This window comes from Collinsella aerofaciens (genome assembly GCF_040910265.1).
In the GTDB taxonomy this organism is placed as follows: Bacteria; Actinomycetota; Coriobacteriia; order Coriobacteriales; family Coriobacteriaceae; genus Collinsella; species Collinsella aerofaciens_BK.
On the sequence record NZ_JBDGAW010000015.1, the window covers coordinates 34037 to 54091 of the forward strand.

General features: G+C 61.1%; 17 protein-coding genes. 11 read left to right on the forward strand and 6 right to left on the reverse strand.

Going from position 1 to position 20055, the window contains the following annotated elements; translation table 11 throughout:
• The first annotated feature begins 141 nt into the window (after window positions 1–141).
• From AB5Z14_RS07100 to AB5Z14_RS07130, 7 genes are all read left to right on the forward strand, one after another.
• Window positions 142–1365: a peptidylprolyl isomerase gene (locus tag AB5Z14_RS07100; protein WP_368130884.1), complete on the forward strand. Its 1224-nt coding sequence runs from the start codon at window positions 142–144 to the stop codon at window positions 1363–1365.
• A 54-nt stretch (window positions 1366–1419) separates the two neighbouring features.
• Window positions 1420–1863: a GatB/YqeY domain-containing protein gene (locus AB5Z14_RS07105; RefSeq protein WP_006235801.1), complete on the forward strand. Its 444-nt coding sequence runs from the start codon at window positions 1420–1422 to the stop codon at window positions 1861–1863.
• Window positions 1864–2213: 350 nt separating this feature from the next.
• Window positions 2214–2945 carry an amino acid ABC transporter ATP-binding protein gene (locus tag AB5Z14_RS07110; RefSeq protein ID WP_271741618.1) on the forward strand — a complete coding sequence of 244 codons (732 nt, stop codon included), beginning with the start codon at window positions 2214–2216 and terminating at the stop codon, window positions 2943–2945.
• A 9-nt stretch (window positions 2946–2954) separates the two neighbouring features.
• Complete coding sequence (locus AB5Z14_RS07115; RefSeq protein ID WP_368130885.1) at window positions 2955–3830, forward strand: transporter substrate-binding domain-containing protein; 876 nt, start codon at window positions 2955–2957, stop codon at window positions 3828–3830.
• A gap of 24 nt (window positions 3831–3854) precedes the next feature.
• Window positions 3855–4601 (forward strand): amino acid ABC transporter permease, encoded by a 747-nt coding sequence (locus AB5Z14_RS07120; RefSeq protein ID WP_035136546.1) that lies wholly within the window; start codon window positions 3855–3857, stop codon window positions 4599–4601.
• Between the two features lie 3 nt (window positions 4602–4604).
• On the forward strand, window positions 4605–5243 hold the full coding sequence (locus AB5Z14_RS07125; RefSeq protein ID WP_006235796.1) for an amino acid ABC transporter permease: 639 nt from the start codon (window positions 4605–4607) through the stop codon (window positions 5241–5243).
• A gap of 48 nt (window positions 5244–5291) precedes the next feature.
• Window positions 5292–5915, forward strand: coding sequence for a cytidylate kinase-like family protein (locus tag AB5Z14_RS07130; RefSeq protein ID WP_118335718.1), 624 nt, complete (start codon window positions 5292–5294; stop codon window positions 5913–5915).
• A gap of 60 nt (window positions 5916–5975) precedes the next feature.
• On the opposite strand, the gene AB5Z14_RS07135 is transcribed toward AB5Z14_RS07130, so the two are convergent.
• A complete protein-coding gene (locus tag AB5Z14_RS07135) occupies window positions 5976–7379 on the reverse strand; it encodes a helix-turn-helix transcriptional regulator (protein WP_368130886.1) in 1404 nt (467 codons plus the stop codon).
• 226 nt (window positions 7380–7605) lie between these two features.
• Between AB5Z14_RS07135 and AB5Z14_RS07140 the strand changes: the two genes are divergently transcribed.
• Entirely contained in the window at window positions 7606–9963 is a 2358-nt protein-coding gene (locus AB5Z14_RS07140) for an LPXTG cell wall anchor domain-containing protein (protein WP_368130887.1), read from the forward strand.
• Between the two features lie 394 nt (window positions 9964–10357).
• Here the strand turns inward: AB5Z14_RS07140 and gltA are convergent, their stop codons facing one another.
• The 5 genes from gltA to glmU all read right to left on the reverse strand — a co-directional run bounded on the left by gltA (window position 10358) and on the right by glmU (window position 16406).
• Window positions 10358–11767 (reverse strand): NADPH-dependent glutamate synthase, encoded by a 1410-nt coding sequence (gltA, locus tag AB5Z14_RS07145; protein WP_089572633.1) that lies wholly within the window; start codon window positions 11765–11767, stop codon window positions 10358–10360.
• Window positions 11758–12597, reverse strand: a complete 840-nt coding sequence (locus AB5Z14_RS07150) for a sulfide/dihydroorotate dehydrogenase-like FAD/NAD-binding protein (RefSeq protein WP_006235793.1) — start codon at window positions 12595–12597, stop codon at window positions 11758–11760. The genes gltA and AB5Z14_RS07150 overlap by 10 nt, the downstream gene beginning before the upstream one ends.
• A gap of 360 nt (window positions 12598–12957) precedes the next feature.
• Window positions 12958–13587, reverse strand: a complete 630-nt coding sequence (gene pth, locus AB5Z14_RS07155; protein WP_368130888.1) for an aminoacyl-tRNA hydrolase — start codon at window positions 13585–13587, stop codon at window positions 12958–12960.
• A 223-nt stretch (window positions 13588–13810) separates the two neighbouring features.
• Window positions 13811–14797 (reverse strand): ribose-phosphate diphosphokinase, encoded by a 987-nt coding sequence (locus AB5Z14_RS07160; protein WP_022094252.1) that lies wholly within the window; start codon window positions 14795–14797, stop codon window positions 13811–13813.
• A gap of 196 nt (window positions 14798–14993) precedes the next feature.
• Window positions 14994–16406, reverse strand: a complete 1413-nt coding sequence (gene glmU, locus AB5Z14_RS07165) for a bifunctional UDP-N-acetylglucosamine diphosphorylase/glucosamine-1-phosphate N-acetyltransferase GlmU (protein WP_117640980.1) — start codon at window positions 16404–16406, stop codon at window positions 14994–14996.
• Window positions 16407–16605: 199 nt separating this feature from the next.
• Between glmU and AB5Z14_RS07170 the strand changes: the two genes are divergently transcribed.
• The 3 genes from AB5Z14_RS07170 to AB5Z14_RS07180 are packed head-to-tail and all read left to right on the forward strand — an operon-like array spanning window position 16606 to window position 19854.
• Window positions 16606–17493 (forward strand): energy-coupling factor transporter transmembrane component T, encoded by an 888-nt coding sequence (locus AB5Z14_RS07170; RefSeq protein WP_368130889.1) that lies wholly within the window; start codon window positions 16606–16608, stop codon window positions 17491–17493.
• Window positions 17493–19136, forward strand: a complete 1644-nt coding sequence (locus AB5Z14_RS07175; RefSeq protein ID WP_368130890.1) for an ABC transporter ATP-binding protein — start codon at window positions 17493–17495, stop codon at window positions 19134–19136. The genes AB5Z14_RS07170 and AB5Z14_RS07175 overlap by 1 nt, the downstream gene beginning before the upstream one ends.
• A 4-nt stretch (window positions 19137–19140) precedes the next feature.
• Window positions 19141–19854: a DUF6580 family putative transport protein gene (locus AB5Z14_RS07180; protein WP_117800062.1), complete on the forward strand. Its 714-nt coding sequence runs from the start codon at window positions 19141–19143 to the stop codon at window positions 19852–19854.
• Window positions 19855–20055 lie beyond the last annotated feature (201 nt).

The following is a 20055-nucleotide window of genomic DNA, read 5'->3' on the forward strand; positions in this document are numbered from 1 at the left end:
TCCCTAACTGCCAACTGCCAAATCTGTCACCTTTGCACCAAAATGGTGCAGATTAACCTGTCCCCTTTGCGCCAGGTGTGCCGTGGGGGCTGCGTTGTGACACAATGGCGTTTGTTCGATTCGTTTTGCGAAAGGCCAAACATGGCAAATAAGAAAAAGAACCCCGAGGCCGCGCCGACGCCTGAGCAGCAGGATCGCGCCGCCTCCAGCTCTCGTAAGAAGCAGCGCAAGACCTATGTGTCCAAGACCGTCAAGATCGTTTTGGTGGTCATCGGCGTGCTGGCGATGCTGCTTTCCGTCTCGGCCATGGCGTGCTCCGGCCTAATGTCGCAGACCGAGGACACCGGTACGGGCTACAAGCTGACCGGCGGCGTGGCTGCCACCATCAACGGCACCAACCTCACCGAGGACACCGTGACCAAGCAGATCATGAGCATGCGCACGTCCTACGGCTACACCAAGGACGAAGACTGGGCACAGTACCTGGTCGACAACGACCTCACGCCCAAGAAGTACCGCAAGCAGCTCATCGACTCGTACACGCAGCAGATTCTGCTTCAGCAGGCGCAGAAGGAGAACGGCGTGACCGTCTCGGACGAGGAAGTCGAGAAGGCTTGGAAGGACGCGTGCAAGAGCGCGGGCGGCGCCAAGACCTTTAAGGAGACCCTCAAAACCTACGGCTACACCGAGGACACCTACAAGGATTCGCTCAAGGAGAGTCTGGCGCAGCAGAAGCTCAAGGATGCCGTGGCGCCCACGAGCAAGCCCAAGGACAGCGAGATCGTCGATTACATCAACGAGAACCTGTCCAACTACAACGACGCCCGCCGTTCGTCGAACATCCTGATCAAGGTCGATTCCGACGCCTCCGACGAGGACAAGGCCGCTGCCAAGGCCAAGGCGCAGGAGTGCCTGGACAAGATCAACTCCGGTGAGCTGAGCTTCGAGGACGCCGTGGAGCAGTACTCCGACGACACCGGTTCCAAGGAGAAGAAGGGCGACGTGGGCTGGGACAAGCTCACCACCTTCGTCGACAGCTACCAGACGGCGCTCGAGGGCCTCAACAAGGGCGACGTGAGCGATGTGGTCGAGTCGACGTACGGTTACCACATCATCAAGTGCACCGACTACTTCCACGTTGATAACCGGGTCGATGACATTAAGCAGGTGCCCAAGGCCATTAAGAAGTATGTCTCCAACGTGGTGAAGACGCAGGCGGCCAGCACCGCGTACAGCGAGTGGCTGGAGCAGTATAAGAAGGACGCCGACATTACCGTTAACCCCATACCCAAGGACGTGCCGTACAACGTCAGCCTGAAGGGCGTCACCAAGAGTTCGACCGACGATTCGTCGACGACTGAGTAATCATGGGGCGGTGCTCACACGAGTACCGCCCACGCTATTGAGGAGGATTTGCAGATGACCAACGAAGAGCTGCAGAAGGAAATGATCGCGGCCATGAAGGCTAAGGACAAGGTTCGCCTGTCCATCATTCGCCAGGTCAAGGCCGAGGTGAAGAACATCGAGGTCAACGAGCGCCGCGATGTGACCGAGGAAGACGTCAACAGCATGATCAAGCGTCTGATTAAGCAGACGAGCGAGACGCTGGAGATGTCTATTAAGGCCGGTACCGACCAGGAGCGTACCGACAACCTGACCGAGCAGGTCAAGATTCTGGAGAGCCTGCTGCCCGCGCAGGTTTCGGGCGAGGAGCTCGAGGCTCTGATCGAGCAGGTCATCGCCGAGCTGGGTGCCACGTCCAAGAAGCAGATGGGCCAGGTCATGGGCGCGCTCGGCAAGGCCACCGGCGGCAACTTCGATAAGCCTGCCGCGGCAAAGATCGTCGGAGCCAAACTCGCGTAATTTGTTATGCGGTTTTACCAAACCGCATAACGGCTCGACGCTGCAAACCCGTACACACGGCAATCTGACGTTCAATTTCAAGGGCGCGACCATAAGGTCTGCGCCCTTTCATTTCACGTCACCTTGCTCGCGTGTACGGGTTTTCGCTGACTTATGCTCAACAAGGGCGGTTGAGCGCTCATTGGGGACAGACTTAAATGAGTAACCTTCATTGGGGCACTCATTTAAGTCTGTCCCCAATGAGTGGGTGAAAGGTTGCGGGTTCTTTACGGGGATGCAGTGTGGGCTGCGGAAACGTGGTTCTTTCCGTACAATAGTGCAATTCGTATAAACGCAGGGAAGGGACATTCATGGCAGACATGATCGAGATCAAGCATCTCAACAAGTACTTTGGCGACCTGCATGTGCTTAAAGATATCAACCTCACCGTCAAGCGCGGCGAGAAGCTCGTAATGATCGGGCCGTCCGGTTCGGGTAAGTCGACGCTCATCCGTTGTGTCGATTATCTCGAGGAGCCCACATCGGGCGAAGTCATTATCGACGGTACGCCGCTCACCAAGAAGAATCACCTGGAGATGGCTCGCAAGTACAGCTCCATGGTGTTTCAGCAGTTCAACCTGTATCCCAATATGACGGTGCTCGGCAACCTGACGCTTGCACCCATCAAGCTGCAAAAGAAGAGTAAGGAAGAGGCGACCCAGATCGCCATCGCCGCGCTCAAGCGCGTCGGCATGGCGCATAAGGCCGGCGAGTATCCGCAAAACCTCTCGGGCGGTCAGCAGCAGCGCATTGCCATCGCCCGTGCCCTGTGCACCAAGCAGCCCATCATCCTGTTTGACGAGCCGACCTCGGCGCTCGACCCCGAGATGGTCCAGGAGGTCCTGGACGTTATGATCGAGCTCGCGCAGGAAGACATCACCATGATCTGCGTGACGCACGAGATGGGCTTTGCGCGCCAGGTGGCCGACCGCGTCATCTTTATGGAGGACGGCCGCATCCTGGAGGAGGGCACCCCCGAGCACTTCTTCGATAACCCCGAGAACCCGCGCTGCCGCGAGTTCCTGTCCAAGATTTTGCACTAGGCGCGGGTGATGGACATGACGGATATGACGAGGGCGGCCGTATCGCGCCGTCACTTTTTGCAGCTGGCGGGGGCCGGCATGCTCGCATTGACGGGCGCCGCGCTCACCGGCTGCGGCAACTCCACCAGCGGCGAGGGCTCCGATAAGGGCTCCAAGCTCGCGGCCATCAAGTCGCGTGGACACCTGAACGCCGGCGTCAAGAAGGACGTTCCCGGCTACGGCTATTACGATACCGCCAAGGGCCGCTTTGAGGGCATGGAGGTCGACCTGTGCTACCAGATTGCCGCTGCCGTCTTTGGCGTGAGCTACAAGGAGGCCCGCGCCCAGGAGCTTGTCGAGTTTACCGACGTAACGCCCAAGACGCGTGGCCCGCTCATCGATAACGGTCAGCTCGACGTGGTCGCGGCGACCTACACCATCACCGACGAGCGCAAGAAGAGCTGGGACTTCTCGACGCCGTACCGCACCGACTACGTGGGACTCATGGTCAAGAAGCGCTCGGGCTTTACCTCGATCGAGGACCTGGACGGCAAGGTCATCGGTGTGAGCCAGGGTGCCACCACGCAGGGCCTGATCGAGCAGATGATCAAGGACAACGGCTTTCACTGCGAGCCTGAGTTTAGGGCCTTTAGCGGCTATCCCATCATTAAGAGCTCGCTCGATGCCGGCAATATCGACGTCTTTGCCATGGACCGCTCCACGCTGGCCGGCTACATGAACGAGACCGTTGAGCTGCTGCAGCCCGAGGTCAAGTTTGGCGAGCAGGGCTACGGCGTGGCGACCAAGAAGGGTTGCGACCTTTCGGCCGTGGTCGATCAGGTGATTTGCGATCGCCTGGCCGACGGCTGGCTCGATCAAGAGGTCAAGACCTGGGGTCTTGTGTAAGCGTTCGTCCAAGGAAGGAATCAAATGCTCGAAGGATTGTTTGACGCCGACCGCTGGTCGACGACATTCCAAAACATGGGGCCCTTCTGGGAGGGCTTTGGCGTGACGTTGCAGGTGGTTGTTGCCGGTCTGCTGCTGTCGCTGGTGCTGGGCACGCTGCTGGGCGTGTTCTCGACCACCCGTTCGCGCGTGCTGCGCGCTATCAGTCGCGTGTACGTGGAGTTTTACCAGAACACCCCGCTGCCCGTGCAGGTGCTTTTTATGTACATGGCCGGCCCGCAGTTTTTGCAGGCCATAACCGGTGCCGACCAGCCGGTGCGTATCGCGCCGTTCGTGCTGGGCTTTCTGGGCGTGGGCCTGTATCACGCGGCCTACATCTCGGAGGTCATCCGCACCGGCATCGAGGCCGTTCCGCGCGGTCAGATGGAGGCGGCTCAGAGCCAGGGCTTCACGCGCGCGCAGGCCTACTGGTACATCGTGCTGCCCCAGACGTTCAAGATCATCCTGCCGCCGCTGTGCAACCAGGCGCTCAACCTGGTCAAGAACACGTCGGTGCTGGCGCTCGTGGCCGGCGGCGACCTTATGTATCGCTCCGACAACTTCGTGAGTCTCTACGGTTACCTGCAGGGATACATCGTCTGCTGCCTTATGTACTTCATCATTTGCTTTCCGCTCGCCATGCTGGTGCAGTGGCTCGAGCGCCGCTCCAAGGAGCGTCCGCGCGGCGTGAGCCTGGCCGAGCTGGGACTCGACAACGTAGAGGAGGCCTAGCGCATGGAAATCTTCAACGCGACCAACCTGCTCTACATCTGGGGCGGCTTTGTTAAGACGATCGAGATCTCGGCGCTGTCGATCTTTTTCTCGCTCATCTTTGGCACGGTGCTGGCGCTCGTTAAGAGCTATGCGCCCCGCCCGTTCCGTATTTTGGTGAGCGCCTATATCGAGCTGTTCCGTTGCACGCCGAACCTGCTGTGGATTCTGTTTATCTACTTTACGGTGCAGGGTTTGGACATTGTGATTTCGACCATCGCCTTTACGCTGTTTACCAGCGCCGTTATGGCCGAGATCGTGCGCGGCGGCCTCAACTCGATTCCGCGCGGCCAGTTTGAGGCAGCGCAGAGCCAGGGTTTTGGCTTCTTTGCCACCATGCGCTACATCATTCTGCCGCAGACGTTTAAGACGATCATCCCGGCGCTGTTTAGCCAGTGCACGACCGTCATCAAGGACAGCTCGTATCTTTCGGGCATTAACGTGGCCGAGCTTATGTACACGGCAAACGTCGTGATGGCCCACGCGATCGACCTGTCGCAGGTTCTTATGCTCTACGGCCTGGTGTTTGCGATGTACTTTGTGCTCAACTTTGGTATCTCGCTGCTGGTTCGCGCATATCAGAGGCGAATGGTGGCAGCGTAGAATGTGGCAAAGGGACAGCCCCTTTGTCACATAGAGAAAGGAATCGCGATGAGCGATCTGGAGAATAAGAAGAATCCTGTGGTCATTACCATCGCGCGCGACTTTGGCGCCGAGGGCCACGAGATTGGCCGCATGCTTGCCGACGAGTTGGGGATTCCGCTGTACGATAACGAGCTGCTGGTACGTGCGTCGCTGCGCGCGGGCGAGTCGCTCGACAAGATGGCCGCCTACGACGAGCGTCTGGCCGTGGAGAACATGGCGTTCCTGCCCGACCGCTACGACGCGCGTTCGTACTCGGACAAGTTGTTCCAGAAGATGAGCCAGGTGATTTTGGACCTGGGCGAGACCGAGAGCTGCATTATCGAAGGCCGCCTGTCCGATTACCTGCTGCGTAACAACCCCAACCACATTGCCGTGTTGGTGACCGCTCCTTTTGAGGACCGCGTCGAGATTGTGCGCAAGAAGCGTGGCCTTAATAAAAAGAAGGGCGCCAAGCTGGTCAAGCAGCAGCAGAAGGCGCGCGAGGCGTTCTATAAGCGCTACAGTGCCGGAAAGTGGAAGATGACGAGCGGCAAGGATATCGTCGTCAACCGCGCCAAGCTGGGCCGCGAAGGCTGCAAAGACGTCATCGCGGCGGCCTACCGCTACAAGCTGGCACAGCTCGAGGGCTAACCGCAGCCGAGCGAGAACCACCACAAAGGGGCACAGGCACCTTTGTGGTGGTTTTTGTTTTTAGGCCGAGGGGAAGGCCTTGGTGAGACCGGCGCGCGTCTGCGTGTCGGTCTTTTGGTAGATAGAGCTTAGGTGGCGCTGCACCATGCGCATCGAGATGCCGAGTTCCTCGGCGACCTGCTTGAGTGGGCGTTCATCCTGGGTTACGGCTACCAGCACGTCCACTTCGCGCGGGGTGAGGCCGTGGTCGCCGATGAAGGCCTGGCGTTGCTCTTCGATACTCGGCGCTGCCAGTGCTTCCTCGGCAAGCTGTTGATGTTCGCGTTCCTGCTTGGTCTGGGGTAGACGGAACAGGCCGGCGGCAACGAATGCCACGCAAGCCGCGACGAGCAAAACGAGCGCACCGATCATGATGAGAGCAACATTGCCCGAGGTCACAAGTGTCAGCGAGATTCCCGATGTAGTGAACGCGCACATGTTGTTGGCGGCGCGTCCCATGCCGGCCCAGAGGGCGGGCGCATGCATGCGCGGTGCCAGCTGTGTAAAGGTGGCGGTGAAGAACGTGACGAAAAAGCCCGAGCTCAGGTAAAAGACGATAAGGCCCAGGTTGGGATCGGCCCCGGCCTCTACGGCTAGGATGGAAATGGTCGAGAGTACGGCGATGCCGAGCATGATGAGTCCCATGTATCGGCGTTCGGCAAGATCAAAGATAATGCCGGCGGCAAGGCCGCTCGCCGCCAAAAAGAGGCGCGGCCATGTTTGCACGGCAATGGTGCCGTGGGCGTTGGAGAGCGTGACCACGTTGTCCAGGGTCGAGAACAAGCAGGCAAGAATCATGATGAGCGCGATGCTCCAGCATGCCTGCTTGGCGAGGGCGTGCGAGGGCTCAACAAAGGGATTGATGGCGCGGCTGGAGCTCTCGGCGGCCTTTTGGGGAACGACGCTGAGTGCGGAGATGGCGATGGTCGCTATGCCAAGGACGATGAGCTCTGCGATGCCGCCGCAATTGAGCAGGTTGATGGCGAACTGCATCAGGATGCCCGCGGCATAGGCCGCTCCTGCACCGGTGGCGAGCTTGGGATCATCCTGGAATGCCAATGAAAAGGCGTGGTGCGCTGCGGCACCCAGCAGACCGAGCCCAAAGAATGCCACGCAGCCCAGAATCTCGAGCACAAGCGAACCCGTGGGGGACTGGATTTGGGTCAATCCCAGGATGGCGATGGGAACGGCGGCGCTGACGGCTGCCTGGGGCTGGCCTTTGCGTTGGGCGAGACCGAGCAGTGGTGCATATCCGATAAAGCCGATGACGCTGGCACCAAGGATAAAGCCCTGTGCGAGCACAACGCGCTCGGCGCCCGCGAGCAGGCCGACATTGATGTCGAAGCGAAACTCGACGGAAAGAAAGGCGAAGGTAAAAAGCGCGAGTGCCAGAAGCGCGTTGATTTTAGGCTTGCTTAGGTTCAAGGACGGTCCTTTGGATGGACGAATGATTGTGTCCTCGATTGTAGCGTCCTTGGGACGAGTGTGGCGATGGCGAAATCATATTGAATTAAACCGCAGTTAGAGGCCTAGGTTCGCATCTACGAACCTAGGCGTGCGGAGTCATTTGGCACATCTTGGTGGTACAGGACCACCACAAAGGGGACAGGCACCTTTGTGGTGGTATGGCCCATCGACCAAGGAGGCCGTTATGAACGGAAGCCACTTTGATAAGCAAACTCAGCGTGAGCGTACCTGCTCGCTGGTTCACGGTGCCTGGCGTTGTGTGGGTGCCAAAATCGCGTGCGTCGGCGCGTGTGCGCTTATGGTCGGCCAGCTGCTGCTGCCGAGCGTGGCGCTGGCGAACGAATGCGCCGATCCCGCCGCTGGGACGGACGAGGTTGCCGCGGCTCCGGTGACGCCGGCGGTTGCGGAGGATGCGGCTGCGACGACCGCACCAGCTGCTTCGACCGCGCCTGCAACCGATGCTGCCCCGACGGTACAAACCGTCGCTGAACCTCAGCAGACGACTCCGGCTGGCACCGCCGATGAATCTAGCGATGCGGCACCCGCTGAGCAAAACACTCTCAGCGATAACGCCGCCACGCCGGCGAATGACGCCATCATGCCCTGCGGTGTGACCGATGTTGTTGGCGGCAGCGGCGTTAGGGTCAATATTACGGTGCGGAACAATTACACCGACATCAAGAAAGAAGAAACGATTGAGTATGTGAAGGGGATTGCCCTTGTAGATGGAGACCAGTCTGCTCTCGATGGTAGCGCTTTGACTTTTATCGGCCTGGGGGACTTGATCGTCCATGCGGCGTATGACAGTGCGAGCAATAAAACAACGCTTACCCTGGATATCAGCAAGATTCAGAGACAGAAGGAGGAACAGAAGTACTTTACGGAGTACAAGGAGAATAAGTCCAAGATGACGACCACCTATGATGGATCCAAGCTTACGTATACGGGTACAGAGCCCGGGAATATCATCATCGGTGATCCGGACGACGCCTTTAAAGGAGACACCGAGGCGACCGGGAAACCCACTATTAACGAGATCCGGGATGACTACTACACCCGCACCCATGTCTACGAGAGGGCGTGCCTTGTTATCCCGGCAGCGGAATCAGAATCGGAATCCATCTCCTTTGCCAATGTTCAGAATACGAACTTCAATTGGCAGCTGGATACTGGTCCGCAGGCGACGGCAGGTGTCCCTAACTACGATGCAGATAAATACGAAATCGCTTATGAATGCTGGCAGGAATTTGAAAACAACGAACCCGTTGCTGCCTGGTATTCCGATAACGGCTCACATGGTTCCCTGCCGACTATTACAAAGTTTAAAAGCGGGAAAGAGTACGTGTATTCTCTTATGCTGAAGCCAAAAGACGGATATTCCTTCAGCGATGAAACCGTTGTTACCGTAAACGGGGAAACCGTAAAGTCGAGTCTAAGCGGAGAATTCCTGTATGTCCCTGCTATTAAAACAATTACGATGCCTGCTTCGTCGGAAAACGAAGCTCTTGAGAATCTAAACGTCAACGATGTGAAAACCGACTACGCGCCCGGCGAGGCGCCGCGTGCGACCGCGACGATTCCTGCCGCCGATGCCGATAAGTATGAGATCGCCTATGAGTGCTGGGAAGAGATGGATGGCAGCGACCCTGCGGAGCTCAAGCCCGTTGCCTTCTGGTATTCCGACCCCGCAAAGTACACGCCGGGCATGAAGAAGATTGACCACTTCGAGGAGGGCAAGTTCTACATGTACTCCGTTGAGCTGAGGCTCAAGGGCGACAATACCGTGGCCGATGACTGCATGATGTACGTCAACGGTCATTGGGCGCACCACATCAAGACCGTCAACGGCGTCTTCGCGCCAAACGCTGACAATATGCTGTGCGAGCAGCCGATCGACGAATGGCGGGCCATCGACGTTATCGAGATCAACGGCGCCACGACCACCTTCAAGGCGGGCGATAAGCCGGTCTTTACGGCGAACGTTCCGACGGGTTCCAACTCCCTTCCTCAGTGTGAGTTCTGGACGGGCAGCGATGGCAGCGAAGTGAACTCTCAGAAGTTCTGGGATCAGAACATCACGAATCACATCGACGCCTTTAAGCCCGGCGTGACCTATCGCTACGGTATCTACCTCAAGTCCGCGCGCGGCTTCTACTTTACGCCCGACACCAAGCTGGTGATCAACGGCCAGGAGTGCGGCTACCAGGTCGCGGATAGCGTATCCGATGAGGACAGCGGCTGGATCTACACCCTGTGGCTCAACACCGATCTGACCTTTACGCCCGAAGCCACGCCGACTCCCGACCCGCAGCCTACGCCGGATTCCAAGCCGACGCCGCAGCCTGGGGTGAAGCCCGCGGCCAAGCCGGCCACGACAACCGCCACGATCAAGACGGTTGAGAAAACCACGCAGGCCAAGAAGGGCGCTGCTGTCCTGGCTACCACGGGGGATACCACCGCGATGACGGTCGCCGCCCTAGGCATCGCCGGCGCAACCGTAGCCGCGGCCGGCATCGCCGCGACCAAGCGTCGCAAGCGTTAGGTTTTGGTGACGGCGCCCATCCTCGGCTTTTGCGAGATCTCGATCTGTAACACCTGGCTGCCCAAAACGGCCCTAGATGTTACAGATTTAGATGAACCGAATGGCCGCCAACCTAACGTCTCGATCTGTAACATGTAGCGAGGAATTTGGCCTCTAACTGTTACAGATTGAGACAAAGCGGGTGCGGCTGGAGCAATATCTCGATCTGTAACAACTACAAGGCTCAACGGGCTCCAGGTGTTACAGATCGAGACAAAACGACCGGCCAGGCCCCCAACCACCACAAAGGTGCCTGTCCCCATCGTGGTGGTTTGGGCGGTCGGCATAGAAAAAGTCCCCGCCGGGCGCGTGCTCGACGGGGACTTTGCCGTTGAATGGCTAGCTCTGTAGGTGATTACTCGCCCAGCAGGCTCTTGGTGATTGAAGCGGCGGCCTTCTTGCCGGCGCCCATCGCCAGAATGACCGTAGCGGCACCGGTGACGATGTCGCCGCCGGCCCAGATGCGGGGATCGGTGGTCTGGCCGGTCTCCTCGTCGGCAACGATGTAGCCCCACTTGTTGAGCTCCATCTTGCCGCCGATCTTGGCAGCGAAGGGGTTGGCGTTGGTGCCGATAGCCGAGATCGCGACGTCGCAGGGGATCTCCTCGATGGCGCCCTCGATGGGCACCGGGCGACGACGGCCGGACTCGTCAGGCTCGCCGAGTTCCATCTTCTGGACCTTGACGGCGCACACGGAGCCGTCCTCGCCAGCGACAAACTCGAGCGGGGAGACGAGCGGCAGAACCTCGACGCCCTCGGCCTTAGCATGGTGCAGCTCGGCGCGACGGCAGGGCATCTCGTCCTCGGTACGACGGTAGGCGATGATGGCGTGCTCGGCGCCAAGGCGCTTGGCGGTACGGACGGCGTCCATAGCCACGTTGCCGCCGCCAAAGACAACGACGTTCTTGCCGTGCTTGGTGGGGGTGTCGTACTCGGGGAACTTGTTGGCCTTCATCAGGTTCACGCGGGTGAGGTACTCGTTCGCGAAGAAGACGTTGGGCAGGTTCTCGCCGGGGACGTTGAGGAACTTGGGCAGGCCAGCGCCGGTCGCCACGTAGATGGCGTCGAAGCCCTGCTCGAACAGCTCCTCGGCCGTGGCCATGTTGCCCACGACGGAGTTGTACTCAAACTTGACGCCCATGTCCTCCAGGCCGTCGATCTCGCGCTTGACGACTGCCTTGGGCAGACGGAACTCGGGGATGCCGTAGACCAGCACGCCGCCGCCGGTGAAGAAGGCCTCAAAGACGGTGACGTCAAAGCCGTTGCGGGCGAGCTCGCCGGCGCAGGTGATGCCGGACGGGCCGGAGCCGACGACGGCGACCTTCTTGCCGTTCTTGGGGGCCATCTTGGGCGTGGAGGCGAGCTCGGGGCGGTCACCCAGGAAGCGCTCGAGCTGGCCGATGGCCACGGGCTCGGACTTCTTACCACGGATGCACTTGCCCTCGCACTGGTTCTCCTGCGGGCAGACGCGGCCGCAGATAGCGGGAAGCATGGAGTCCTCGCGGATGGTATCGAGAGCGCCGCCGAAGTCCTTCGCGCGGATCTGCTCGATAAAGCGGGGAATGTTGATGTTGACGGGGCAGCCCTCAACACAGAACGGCTTCTTGCAGTTGAGGCAGCGCTCGGCCTCGGCCAGCGCCATCTCCTCGGTGAAGCCCTTGTCGACGGGGCGGAAGTCGCAGGCGCGCTCGGCAGCCGGCTCCTCGTTATCGGGGGTGCGGGGCGACTTCATATCGGCAACGAAACGACCGTTAACTAGTGGCATGCGCAGCTCTTTTCCTCATAGGCCTTGAGGGACTCGCCCTCTTCGGAACGGTAAGCGGCCTGGCGGGCACGAAGGTCATCCCAGTCGACCAGGGTGGCATCGAAGTCGGGGCCGTCGACGCAAGCAAACTTGGTCACGCCGCCCACCTCGACGCGGCAGCAGCCGCACATGCCGGTGCCGTCAACCATGATGGGGTTGAGCGACGCGGTGATGGGGGTGTCGTACTTCTGGGCGGTGAGGGTCGAGAACTTCATCATCGGAACGGGGCCGACGCAGAAGACCTGGCTCACGGCCTTGTCCTGCAGCAGGCGCTCCAGCGGAGCGGTGACAACGCCCTGCTCGCCGTAGGAGCCGTCGTCAGTGGTGATGTGGATGTGGTCCTCGTCGAGGAGCTCGCGGAACTGGTCCTCCATGAGCAGGAGGTCCTTGGTGCGGGCGCCCATGATGGCGTGCACCTCGTGGCCGGTCTCGACCAGGTGCTTGGCGACCGGGAAGGCAATTGCCAGGCCGACGCCGCCGCCAATGACGGCGCAGGGGCCCTCGGCCATCTCGGTGGGAACGCCCAGCGGGCCCACGACGTCGCGCAGCGACTCGCCGGCCTCGTAGGTGGAAAGCATCTCGGTGGTCTTGCCGATCACCATGAAGATGAACTCGACCCAGCCCTCGTCACCGTTCCAGCCGGCCAGGGTAAACGGGACGCGCTCGCCCGTCTCGTTGGCGCGGACCATGAGGAACTGTCCAGCGTGCGCATGTTTGGCGATTGCAGGCGCCTCGATGCGGAACTTGAACACCTTCTCCGAGAACTGCGTCTTCTCCAGGATCTTATACATAGAACCCCTCTCTTGTTAGGGCGGCCGAACCGTGCCTCCACGGAAATGGACGGCAGCCCGAATAAAACCGTACGCGCACAGGCGTTGTGCAGACATACGGTGCAAATTATACCCTCATGGGCATGTCGCTTACGTGTATCTTTGGCAGGCGGGAAAAGTGACGCACCAAAAAGGACAGGTTTATTTTGGCAGGTTTTATCAGGCAAAACGGCAAAGGGTGCCGGCCTCGCGCATCGGTGAGGCCGGCACCCTTTGGAGCGCTGCATATGTATGGCGGTACAGGGCTTATTGCGATGCGGCCGCTGCGGCGTTTTCGCATATAAAACCTGCCAAAATAAACCTGTCCCTAAATGGTAGGTTTTAGTGCTTGCCGTTGGCGGAGGCGGAGCCGTTGACGTGGTCGCGGGCGTAGACCACGCCGTGCACGATTGCCAGGCCGGCGGCGTCGGCCGCGCGGGCACAGGTGTCCTGGAAGTCCTCGGCCTCGCGGGTGCGCAGCTGCTTGAGCACGTAGTCTGCCACGGCCATCTTGCCGGGAGGGTTGCCGATACCGGTGCGGATGCGGCTGAAGTCGCGACTGCCCATCTTGTCGATGATGGAGCGCAGGCCGTTGTGGCCGGCGTGGCCGCCGCCCGCCTTAACACGCACGTCGCCGGCGGGAATGTCGAGCTCGTCGTGGATCACGAGCAGCTCCTCGGCCTTGATTTTGTACTCGCGACAGAGCTTGGAGATGGGGCCACCCGAGGTGTTCATGTACGACTGCGGCTTGACCAGCACAATCTGGCGCTTGCCGCCCTCTTCCTCGGGATCGTTGATGTTGATGAGCGCGACCTCGGCGCCTGCCTGGTTTTTCCAGTACGTGACGCCGGCCTGACGGGCCAGCTCGTCGATCGCCTTAAAACCGGCGTTGTGGCGGGTCTCGGCATACTCATCGCCGGGGTTGCCAAGTCCGGCAACCATGCGAATCTTAAGCGGCTGTGCAGCTGCCATATTTGTCCTCCGTTACGTAAATAGTTCAATCAACGACAAAGGCTACCACGCCCGCCGAAGGCGAGACTTCGTTTCAGCGAAATCCCACCAGACAAAAGCACGGCTGCGGCAGAGCAAGCCGTCGGAACAGAAGAAACCCCCGCGCGACCTTTGCGAAGCAAGGGGGAGCGCGGGGGTTTCTTCTGTTCCGACGGCGATGCGCCGGGTTGCAAGGACGATGCGACTACAGCGCGAAGTCGCCGCCGACGAGCGTGGAGACGGGCTCCTCGTGGTAAACGGCGGAGATGGCCTGAGCGAACTCCTCGGCGACCGAGATGGTCTTGATCTTGCCGCCGACCTCGACGGGAATGGCGTCGGTGACGAGGCACTCGACGATCGGGGCGTCGTTCAGACGCTCGATGGCCGGACCGGAGAAGATGCCGTGGGTGGCGCAGACGTAGATGTCGCCAGCGCCCATGGCCTTGAGCTCCTTGACGTTGGCGCACAGGGTGCCAGCGGTGTCGATCATGTCGTCGTTGATGATGCAGGTCTTGCCCTTGATGTCACCGATGATGCCCATGACCTCGGCGGCGTTGTGGCGCGGACGGCCCTTGTGGGCGATGGCCAGGTCGCAGCCGAGCATGTCGGACAGCTTCTTGGCGGCCTTGGCGCGGCCCACGTCGGGGGAGACGACAACCAGGTTGTCGGTGTCGAAGTGCATGTCGTTGTAGTACTGGCCAAACAGCGGCAGTGCGGACAGGTGGTTAACCGGGATATCGAAGAAGCCCTGGATCTGGCCCTGGTGCAGGTCGAGGGTGATGATGCGGTTGACACCAGCGCGCTCGAGCAGGTTGGCGACGAGGCGGGCGGTGATGGGCTCGCGCGGGCCGGCCTTGCGATCCTGGCGGGCATAGCCGTAGTGGGTGATAACGGCGGTGATGGAGCGGGCGGATGCGCGCTTGGCAGCGTCGGTGGCGATGAGCAGCTCCATGAGCATGTCGTTGACGTTGCCGCCGGCCACGGACTGAATCAGGAAGACGTCGGCGCCGCGGACGGTCTCGTCGTAGCGGGCGTAAATCTCACCGTTGGCGAACTGCTTTAGCGTAAGGCCCGAAAGCTCGACCCCAAGGTACTCAGCGATCTTCTGAGCGAGGGGACGGTTGGAGGAACCGGAATACACGCGGATGGACTTGCGCATATTCTCCGACTTCTCGGGATCATTAATCGGCATTACCCTTCTCCTTTATACATCGAATGCCATATAGATGCCTTGTTGCATTGTAACCGCGCGGCGGGGTTTATCGGGTCCTGATAACGTCTTTACCGCCAACGGACACGAACCGACCACTCATCCGGTTGCGCAGGTCACGATAGAAAAAGGAGCCGCCCCCCCCCATGGAACAGCTCCTTGGATGCTTGGTAAAACGTTATACCTCGTCGTCCTCGTGCAGACGGCGGCGATAATCGGCGGCCCAGCCCTCAATGTTTACCTGACGGGCGCGGCCCAGGCCGAGCGCGTCTGCCGGGACCGGCTCGGTGATGACGGAGCCGGCGGCCACGAGTGCACCGTCGCCGATCTGGGCGGGCGCGACCATCATGGTGTCGGAGCCAATGAAGGCATCCTTGCCGATGACGGTCTTGTGCTTGTGGACGCCGTCGTAGTTGCAGGTGATGGAGCCCGCGCCCACGTTGACGCCGGAGCCCATGGTGGTGTCGCCGATGTAGGACAGGTGCGGCACCTTGGAGCCCTCGCCGATCGTGGACTTCTTGATCTCCACGTGCGTGCCGGCCTTGGAGCCGTCGAGCATGTGGGTGCCCGGGCGCAGGTAGGCGCGCGGGCCGCAGTCGACGCCGTTCTCGATGACGGCCTCGATGGCGATGGTCTCATCGATGGTGCAGCCGCTGCCGACGGTGGTGTCGGTGAGGCGGCTGTTGGGGCCGAGCTGGCACTCCTCGCCCACGGTGACGTGGCCGATCAGGTGCGTCTGCGGCCAGACGACGGTGTCGCGGCCGATAACGGCATCGGGGCCGATCCAGGCCTGCGTGGGGTCGATGAAGGTAACGCCCTCGGCCATCCAGTGCTCGTTGATGCGGTCGCGCGCGATGGCGGTGAGCTGCGCGAGCTGGATGCGGCTGTTGACGCCCAGGCCGTCGCGGTAGTCGTCACAGTGGAAGATGGAGACCGCCTGGCCGTGACCCTTGAGGATCTCGAGCATGTCGGGCAGGTAGTACTCAGACTGCGCGTTGTCGTTGCCGATCTCGTCGATATGGGCGGCAAGCTGCGCGCCGTCGAAGGCGTAGCAGCCGGCGTTGCACTCAAGCAGCGTGGCGGCCTGCTCAGGCGTGCAGTCCTTCTGCTCGATGATGCGCTCAATCTGGCCGTCGGCACCCAGCTTGATACGGCCGTAGCCGAAGGGGTCGGGCGGGGTCATGGTCATGACGGTGCAGGCGAGCTCGCCGGTAGCGACGGTCTGTGCGAACTTGGCGACCGTGTCGGCGGTGATGAGCGGCAGGTCGCCGTTGAGTACGACGACCGGGCCTTGCGTGATGCCGCAGGCCTCGAGCGCGACCTTCACGGCGTGGCCGGTGCCCAGGCGCTCGGTCTGCTCAACGCACTCGACCTTGGTGGCACTGTTGGCGTAGGCGCCGTCGATAAGGGCGCGCATCTCGTCGGCGTGGCTGCCGATGACGACCACGACGCGGCTGCAGCCGGCCTTGATGGTAGCGTCGACGATCCACTGGACCATGGGCTTGCCCAGGATCTTGTGCGAAACCTTGCAGTGGTTCGACTTCATGCGGGTGCCCTCGCCGGCGGCGAGGATAATTGCGGTTGCGTCCATGTGATCTCCTGTTACGTTATAGAGACGTGTGTTTGGAAACGATACACGGCGCAATATGATACCGCAGGCATATGACGAGCGCGTAACGATTGGTTTGCGGCGGTTGAGGCTTGCGCCGCCGGCGTGGCGTTTGCACTGCTTGCGTGCGGCGTTGGCGGTGCTGCGGAGCTGTTGTTTGAGCGAGGGGACGGGGGTGCCCGTGGACAACATACGAGAGGAGTTTGGCGGCGAGCCCGTCGCGGCATTCTCGATGTCGCATCCGGCTGTGCCGGCACTCTATATAGTGCTGACGCTGGGGCTCACTATGTTCTCGATGCAGCCGGTACTGATTGCGCTGTCACTTGCGGGCGGGCTGGCGTATGGATTTGCGACGCGTGGGGCTGCCCGCACGCTGGGCGCGCTCCGCTGGCAGCTGCCGGTGATTTTGATCGTCGCGGTGCTCAATCCGCTGTTTAGCGCCTCGGGCTCGACGGAGCTGTTCCGTATTGGCATGCGCGCGGTGTATCTGGAGAGCATGGTATACGGCCTGTGCATGGGCGGGCTGTTTGTGGCGAGCGTGCTGTGGTTTGAGGCGGCGGCGTCGATGCTCGAATACGACAAGGTGCTCGCGCTGCTGGGCAATGCTGCACCGGTGATTGCGCTCATGATCTCGATGTGCATGAGGCTTATCCCGCAGTTTTTGCGCCGCGGTCGTACGGTGCTGGCGGTGCAGGATGCGATTGATGTGCCGGGCCGCGCGCCGGCCGACCCCGTACGCTCGCGCCTGCGGGCGTCGAGCGTGTTGATGGGCTGGGGCATGGAAGATTCGCTGGAGCGCGCGGACGCGATGCGCTCGCGCGGGTGGGGTGCCGCGACGCGTCGTACGACGTATGCGCGGTATCGGCTGGGGCGCAGCGACGTTGCCGCGCTGGTTGGGCTTGCGCTGTTTGGTGCCGCCGCGGTGGCGGTGGCATGGACCGCGACAACGCAGTATTCGTTTTATCCGCAGCTCTCGGTGCCGGCGCCGTGGCTGGGCTATGTCGTGTACGCTGCCTGGATGATGCTGCCTTGCGCGTCGCACGCGATTGATGAGAAGAGGTTTGGCTGATGGCTCGGTTGGATAGGGGCCCGGTGTCGGGCGCGGCGTGCGGCCCGGATATTCCGGCGATTGAGGTGCAGGGCCTTAGTTTTGCCTATCCCGGGGCCGGGGCACCGGTGCTCGAGGGGCTTGATTGGCGTGTTCCCCAAGGTGCATTTGCGCTGCTTGTTGGCGGTACCGGTTCGGGCAAGTCGACGCTGCTGTCGCTGCTCAAGCCCGAGATCGCGCCGGCGGGCGAGCGCACTGGTGATGCGCGCGTGCTGGGCGAGAACGTTGCCGACATGGACGTCCGGGCGTCCGCGGAGCGCGTGGGCTATGTGTTCCAGGATCCCGAGAACCAGATCGTGTGCGAAACCGTGTGGCACGAGATGGCGTTTGGCCTGGAAAACTTGGGGCTAGCACGTGATGAGATGCGCCGTCGCGTAGCTGAGACCAGCTATTTCTTTGGTCTGGAGGACTGGCTTCATCGCGATACCGATACGCTTTCGGGCGGCCGCAAGCAGCTGCTGTCGCTTGCCGCCGTCCTGGCGCTGCGTCCGCGTGTGCTGCTACTCGACGAGCCCACGTCTCAGCTCGATCCCGTTGCCGAGAAGAATTTTCTGCACGCGCTGTTTCGCGTGAACCGTGAGTTGGGCTGCACGGTTGTTGTGGCTACGCATCAACCGCGCCCAATGCTCGAGTATGCGACGTGTGCGTACCGGATTGAGGACGGTCGCGTGCGCGAGGTGGCGGATATGGCTTCTTTGGGACGCCGAGAATCGCTGTTTTCCGATGACATGTTGGGGTGGGGTGCCATCCGATGTGCAAAAAACGGAGTATTCAGCAGGCGTGAGGACAATTTGGGCTCTCTGGAGCCGCCCGGGGACGTATCGAGTGCGAAAAAAAGTTCGGAATTGGACAAATCGTCCGAATTTGTGGCGCAAACGTCGCTCGAGAACGGCTCGGAAGCCTTCCCGCGCACGGATGGGAGCAGAATACTCCAAAAAATGCACGGCGGGTCGGCTGCCACCCTGGCAGGGAGCTGGTTTCGCTACGATCGCGCGGGCGGTTGGGTGCTGCGCGGGCTCGACGTGGCGTTTTCGGCCGGTGCGGTGCATGCGATCGTGGGCGGCAACGGATGCGGTAAGTCGACGATGCTCTCGGTGCTGGCGAAGACCGCCAAGCTGCAGCGCGGCCGCATGGTGCGCGGGGCGGCCTCGGCAGCGCTGCTGCCCCAGAATCCCAAGGCGTTGTTGGTTGCCGAGACGGTGCGCGACGAGCTGATGGAATGGGCTTCGGCCTGCGGGTACGACGAGGCTATGGCGCGGGAGCGCGCGGCGAGTCTGGGGCTCGCGGACTTGGGGGAGCGCCACCCCTATGACCTTTCGGGCGGGCAGCGTCAACTGCTTGCATTGGCAAAACTGCTGCTAATCGGCCCCGAACTGCTATTGCTCGATGAGCCCACCAAGGGTCTAGACCTGGCAAGTCGCCGCATCATCGCCCGCGCCCTGCGTGACCATGCGAAGGTTGGTGGCACCGTCATCATGGCCACGCACGATCTGGATTTTGCCGAGCAGGTTGCCGATGACGTTGCCATGATGTTTGACGGTGAGATTGCCTGCATGGAGCCGCCGGCCGACTTCTTTGCCGACAACGTGTTTTATAGGGCGTGATGGGATGACGGATTATCGCGTCGCGCGCCTGCTCGCAAAACTGGAGATCCCGCTGCTGCTGGCGGTGCCAGCCGTGATGGCTGCGGCGTTGCTGGCGGGCGTTGAACAGGCGGCACTTGCCATGCTTGTCGTGGTGGCGCTGGTGCTCGCGCTGTTCTTTGCGGGCTACGAGGCGTCGCGCCCGGGCTTACGCCAGATTATGCCAACGCTGGTTCTGGCGGCGTTGGCTGCGGCGGGGCGCATTCTGTTTGGCCCCATTCCCGACTTTAAACCGGTGAGCGCCATCGCCATTATCGCGGGGGCGACGCTTGGCCGCCGCAATGGTTTTATGGTTGGCGCGCTGGCGGCGCTGACCAGCAATTTCTTTTTTGGACAGGGCATGTGGACGCCGTGGCAGATGTATGCCTGGGGGCTCGTGGGATACGTTGGCGGTGCGCTGGCGTATGCGGGTGCTTTTGATCGCGCCGATGGCACCGTGCGTATGCCGGCGCTGCTGACCTACGGCTTTGCTTCGGGTTTGCTGTACGGCGTTGTGATCAACGCCTACGACATTATCGGTTTTGTTCAACCGCTCACGTGGGCGGGTGCCATGGCGCGTCTTGCCACCGCCGTACCGTTCGATATCACGCACGGCCTTGCGACCTGCGTGTTTTTGGTCGCCCTGTACAAGCCTTGGTGTCGCCGCATCAACCGAGTCGTCGTGAAATACGGGCTGTAGGGTTGGTTACGCCGGGGCGGGAATCAATACTGCCGAAGCGCCATTTCAAAACTATGCCGGTTTACGGGGCCAGATCGGCACAAGCAGACCATGCCGGCTATTTTTGAAATAGGGCACACCGTCTACCTGCACTGATAATTGTTCTCGGGGGAAGCGGGCACTGCGGGGCGCGGCAACGGCGCGCGATTTCCGCGTCGCAGC

Coding starts and splice junctions, on each gene's coding strand:
- AB5Z14_RS07100 (WP_368130884.1), top strand. CDS start 142: ATGGCAAATAAGAAAAAGAACCCCGAGGCCGCGCCGACGCCTGAGCAG.
- AB5Z14_RS07105 (WP_006235801.1), top strand. CDS start 1,420: ATGACCAACGAAGAGCTGCAGAAGGAAATGATCGCGGCCATGAAGGCT.
- AB5Z14_RS07110 (WP_271741618.1), top strand. CDS start 2,214: ATGGCAGACATGATCGAGATCAAGCATCTCAACAAGTACTTTGGCGAC.
- AB5Z14_RS07115 (WP_368130885.1), top strand. CDS start 2,955: ATGGACATGACGGATATGACGAGGGCGGCCGTATCGCGCCGTCACTTT.
- AB5Z14_RS07120 (WP_035136546.1), top strand. CDS start 3,855: ATGCTCGAAGGATTGTTTGACGCCGACCGCTGGTCGACGACATTCCAA.
- AB5Z14_RS07125 (WP_006235796.1), top strand. CDS start 4,605: ATGGAAATCTTCAACGCGACCAACCTGCTCTACATCTGGGGCGGCTTT.
- AB5Z14_RS07130 (WP_118335718.1), top strand. CDS start 5,292: ATGAGCGATCTGGAGAATAAGAAGAATCCTGTGGTCATTACCATCGCG.
- AB5Z14_RS07140 (WP_368130887.1), top strand. CDS start 7,606: ATGAACGGAAGCCACTTTGATAAGCAAACTCAGCGTGAGCGTACCTGC.
- gltA (WP_089572633.1), bottom strand. CDS start 11,767: ATGCCACTAGTTAACGGTCGTTTCGTTGCCGATATGAAGTCGCCCCGC.
- AB5Z14_RS07150 (WP_006235793.1), bottom strand. CDS start 12,597: ATGTATAAGATCCTGGAGAAGACGCAGTTCTCGGAGAAGGTGTTCAAG.
- pth (WP_368130888.1), bottom strand. CDS start 13,587: ATGGCAGCTGCACAGCCGCTTAAGATTCGCATGGTTGCCGGACTTGGC.
- AB5Z14_RS07160 (WP_022094252.1), bottom strand. CDS start 14,797: ATGCCGATTAATGATCCCGAGAAGTCGGAGAATATGCGCAAGTCCATC.
- glmU (WP_117640980.1), bottom strand. CDS start 16,406: ATGGACGCAACCGCAATTATCCTCGCCGCCGGCGAGGGCACCCGCATG.
- AB5Z14_RS07175 (WP_368130890.1), top strand. CDS start 17,493: ATGGCTCGGTTGGATAGGGGCCCGGTGTCGGGCGCGGCGTGCGGCCCG.
- AB5Z14_RS07180 (WP_117800062.1), top strand. CDS start 19,141: ATGACGGATTATCGCGTCGCGCGCCTGCTCGCAAAACTGGAGATCCCG.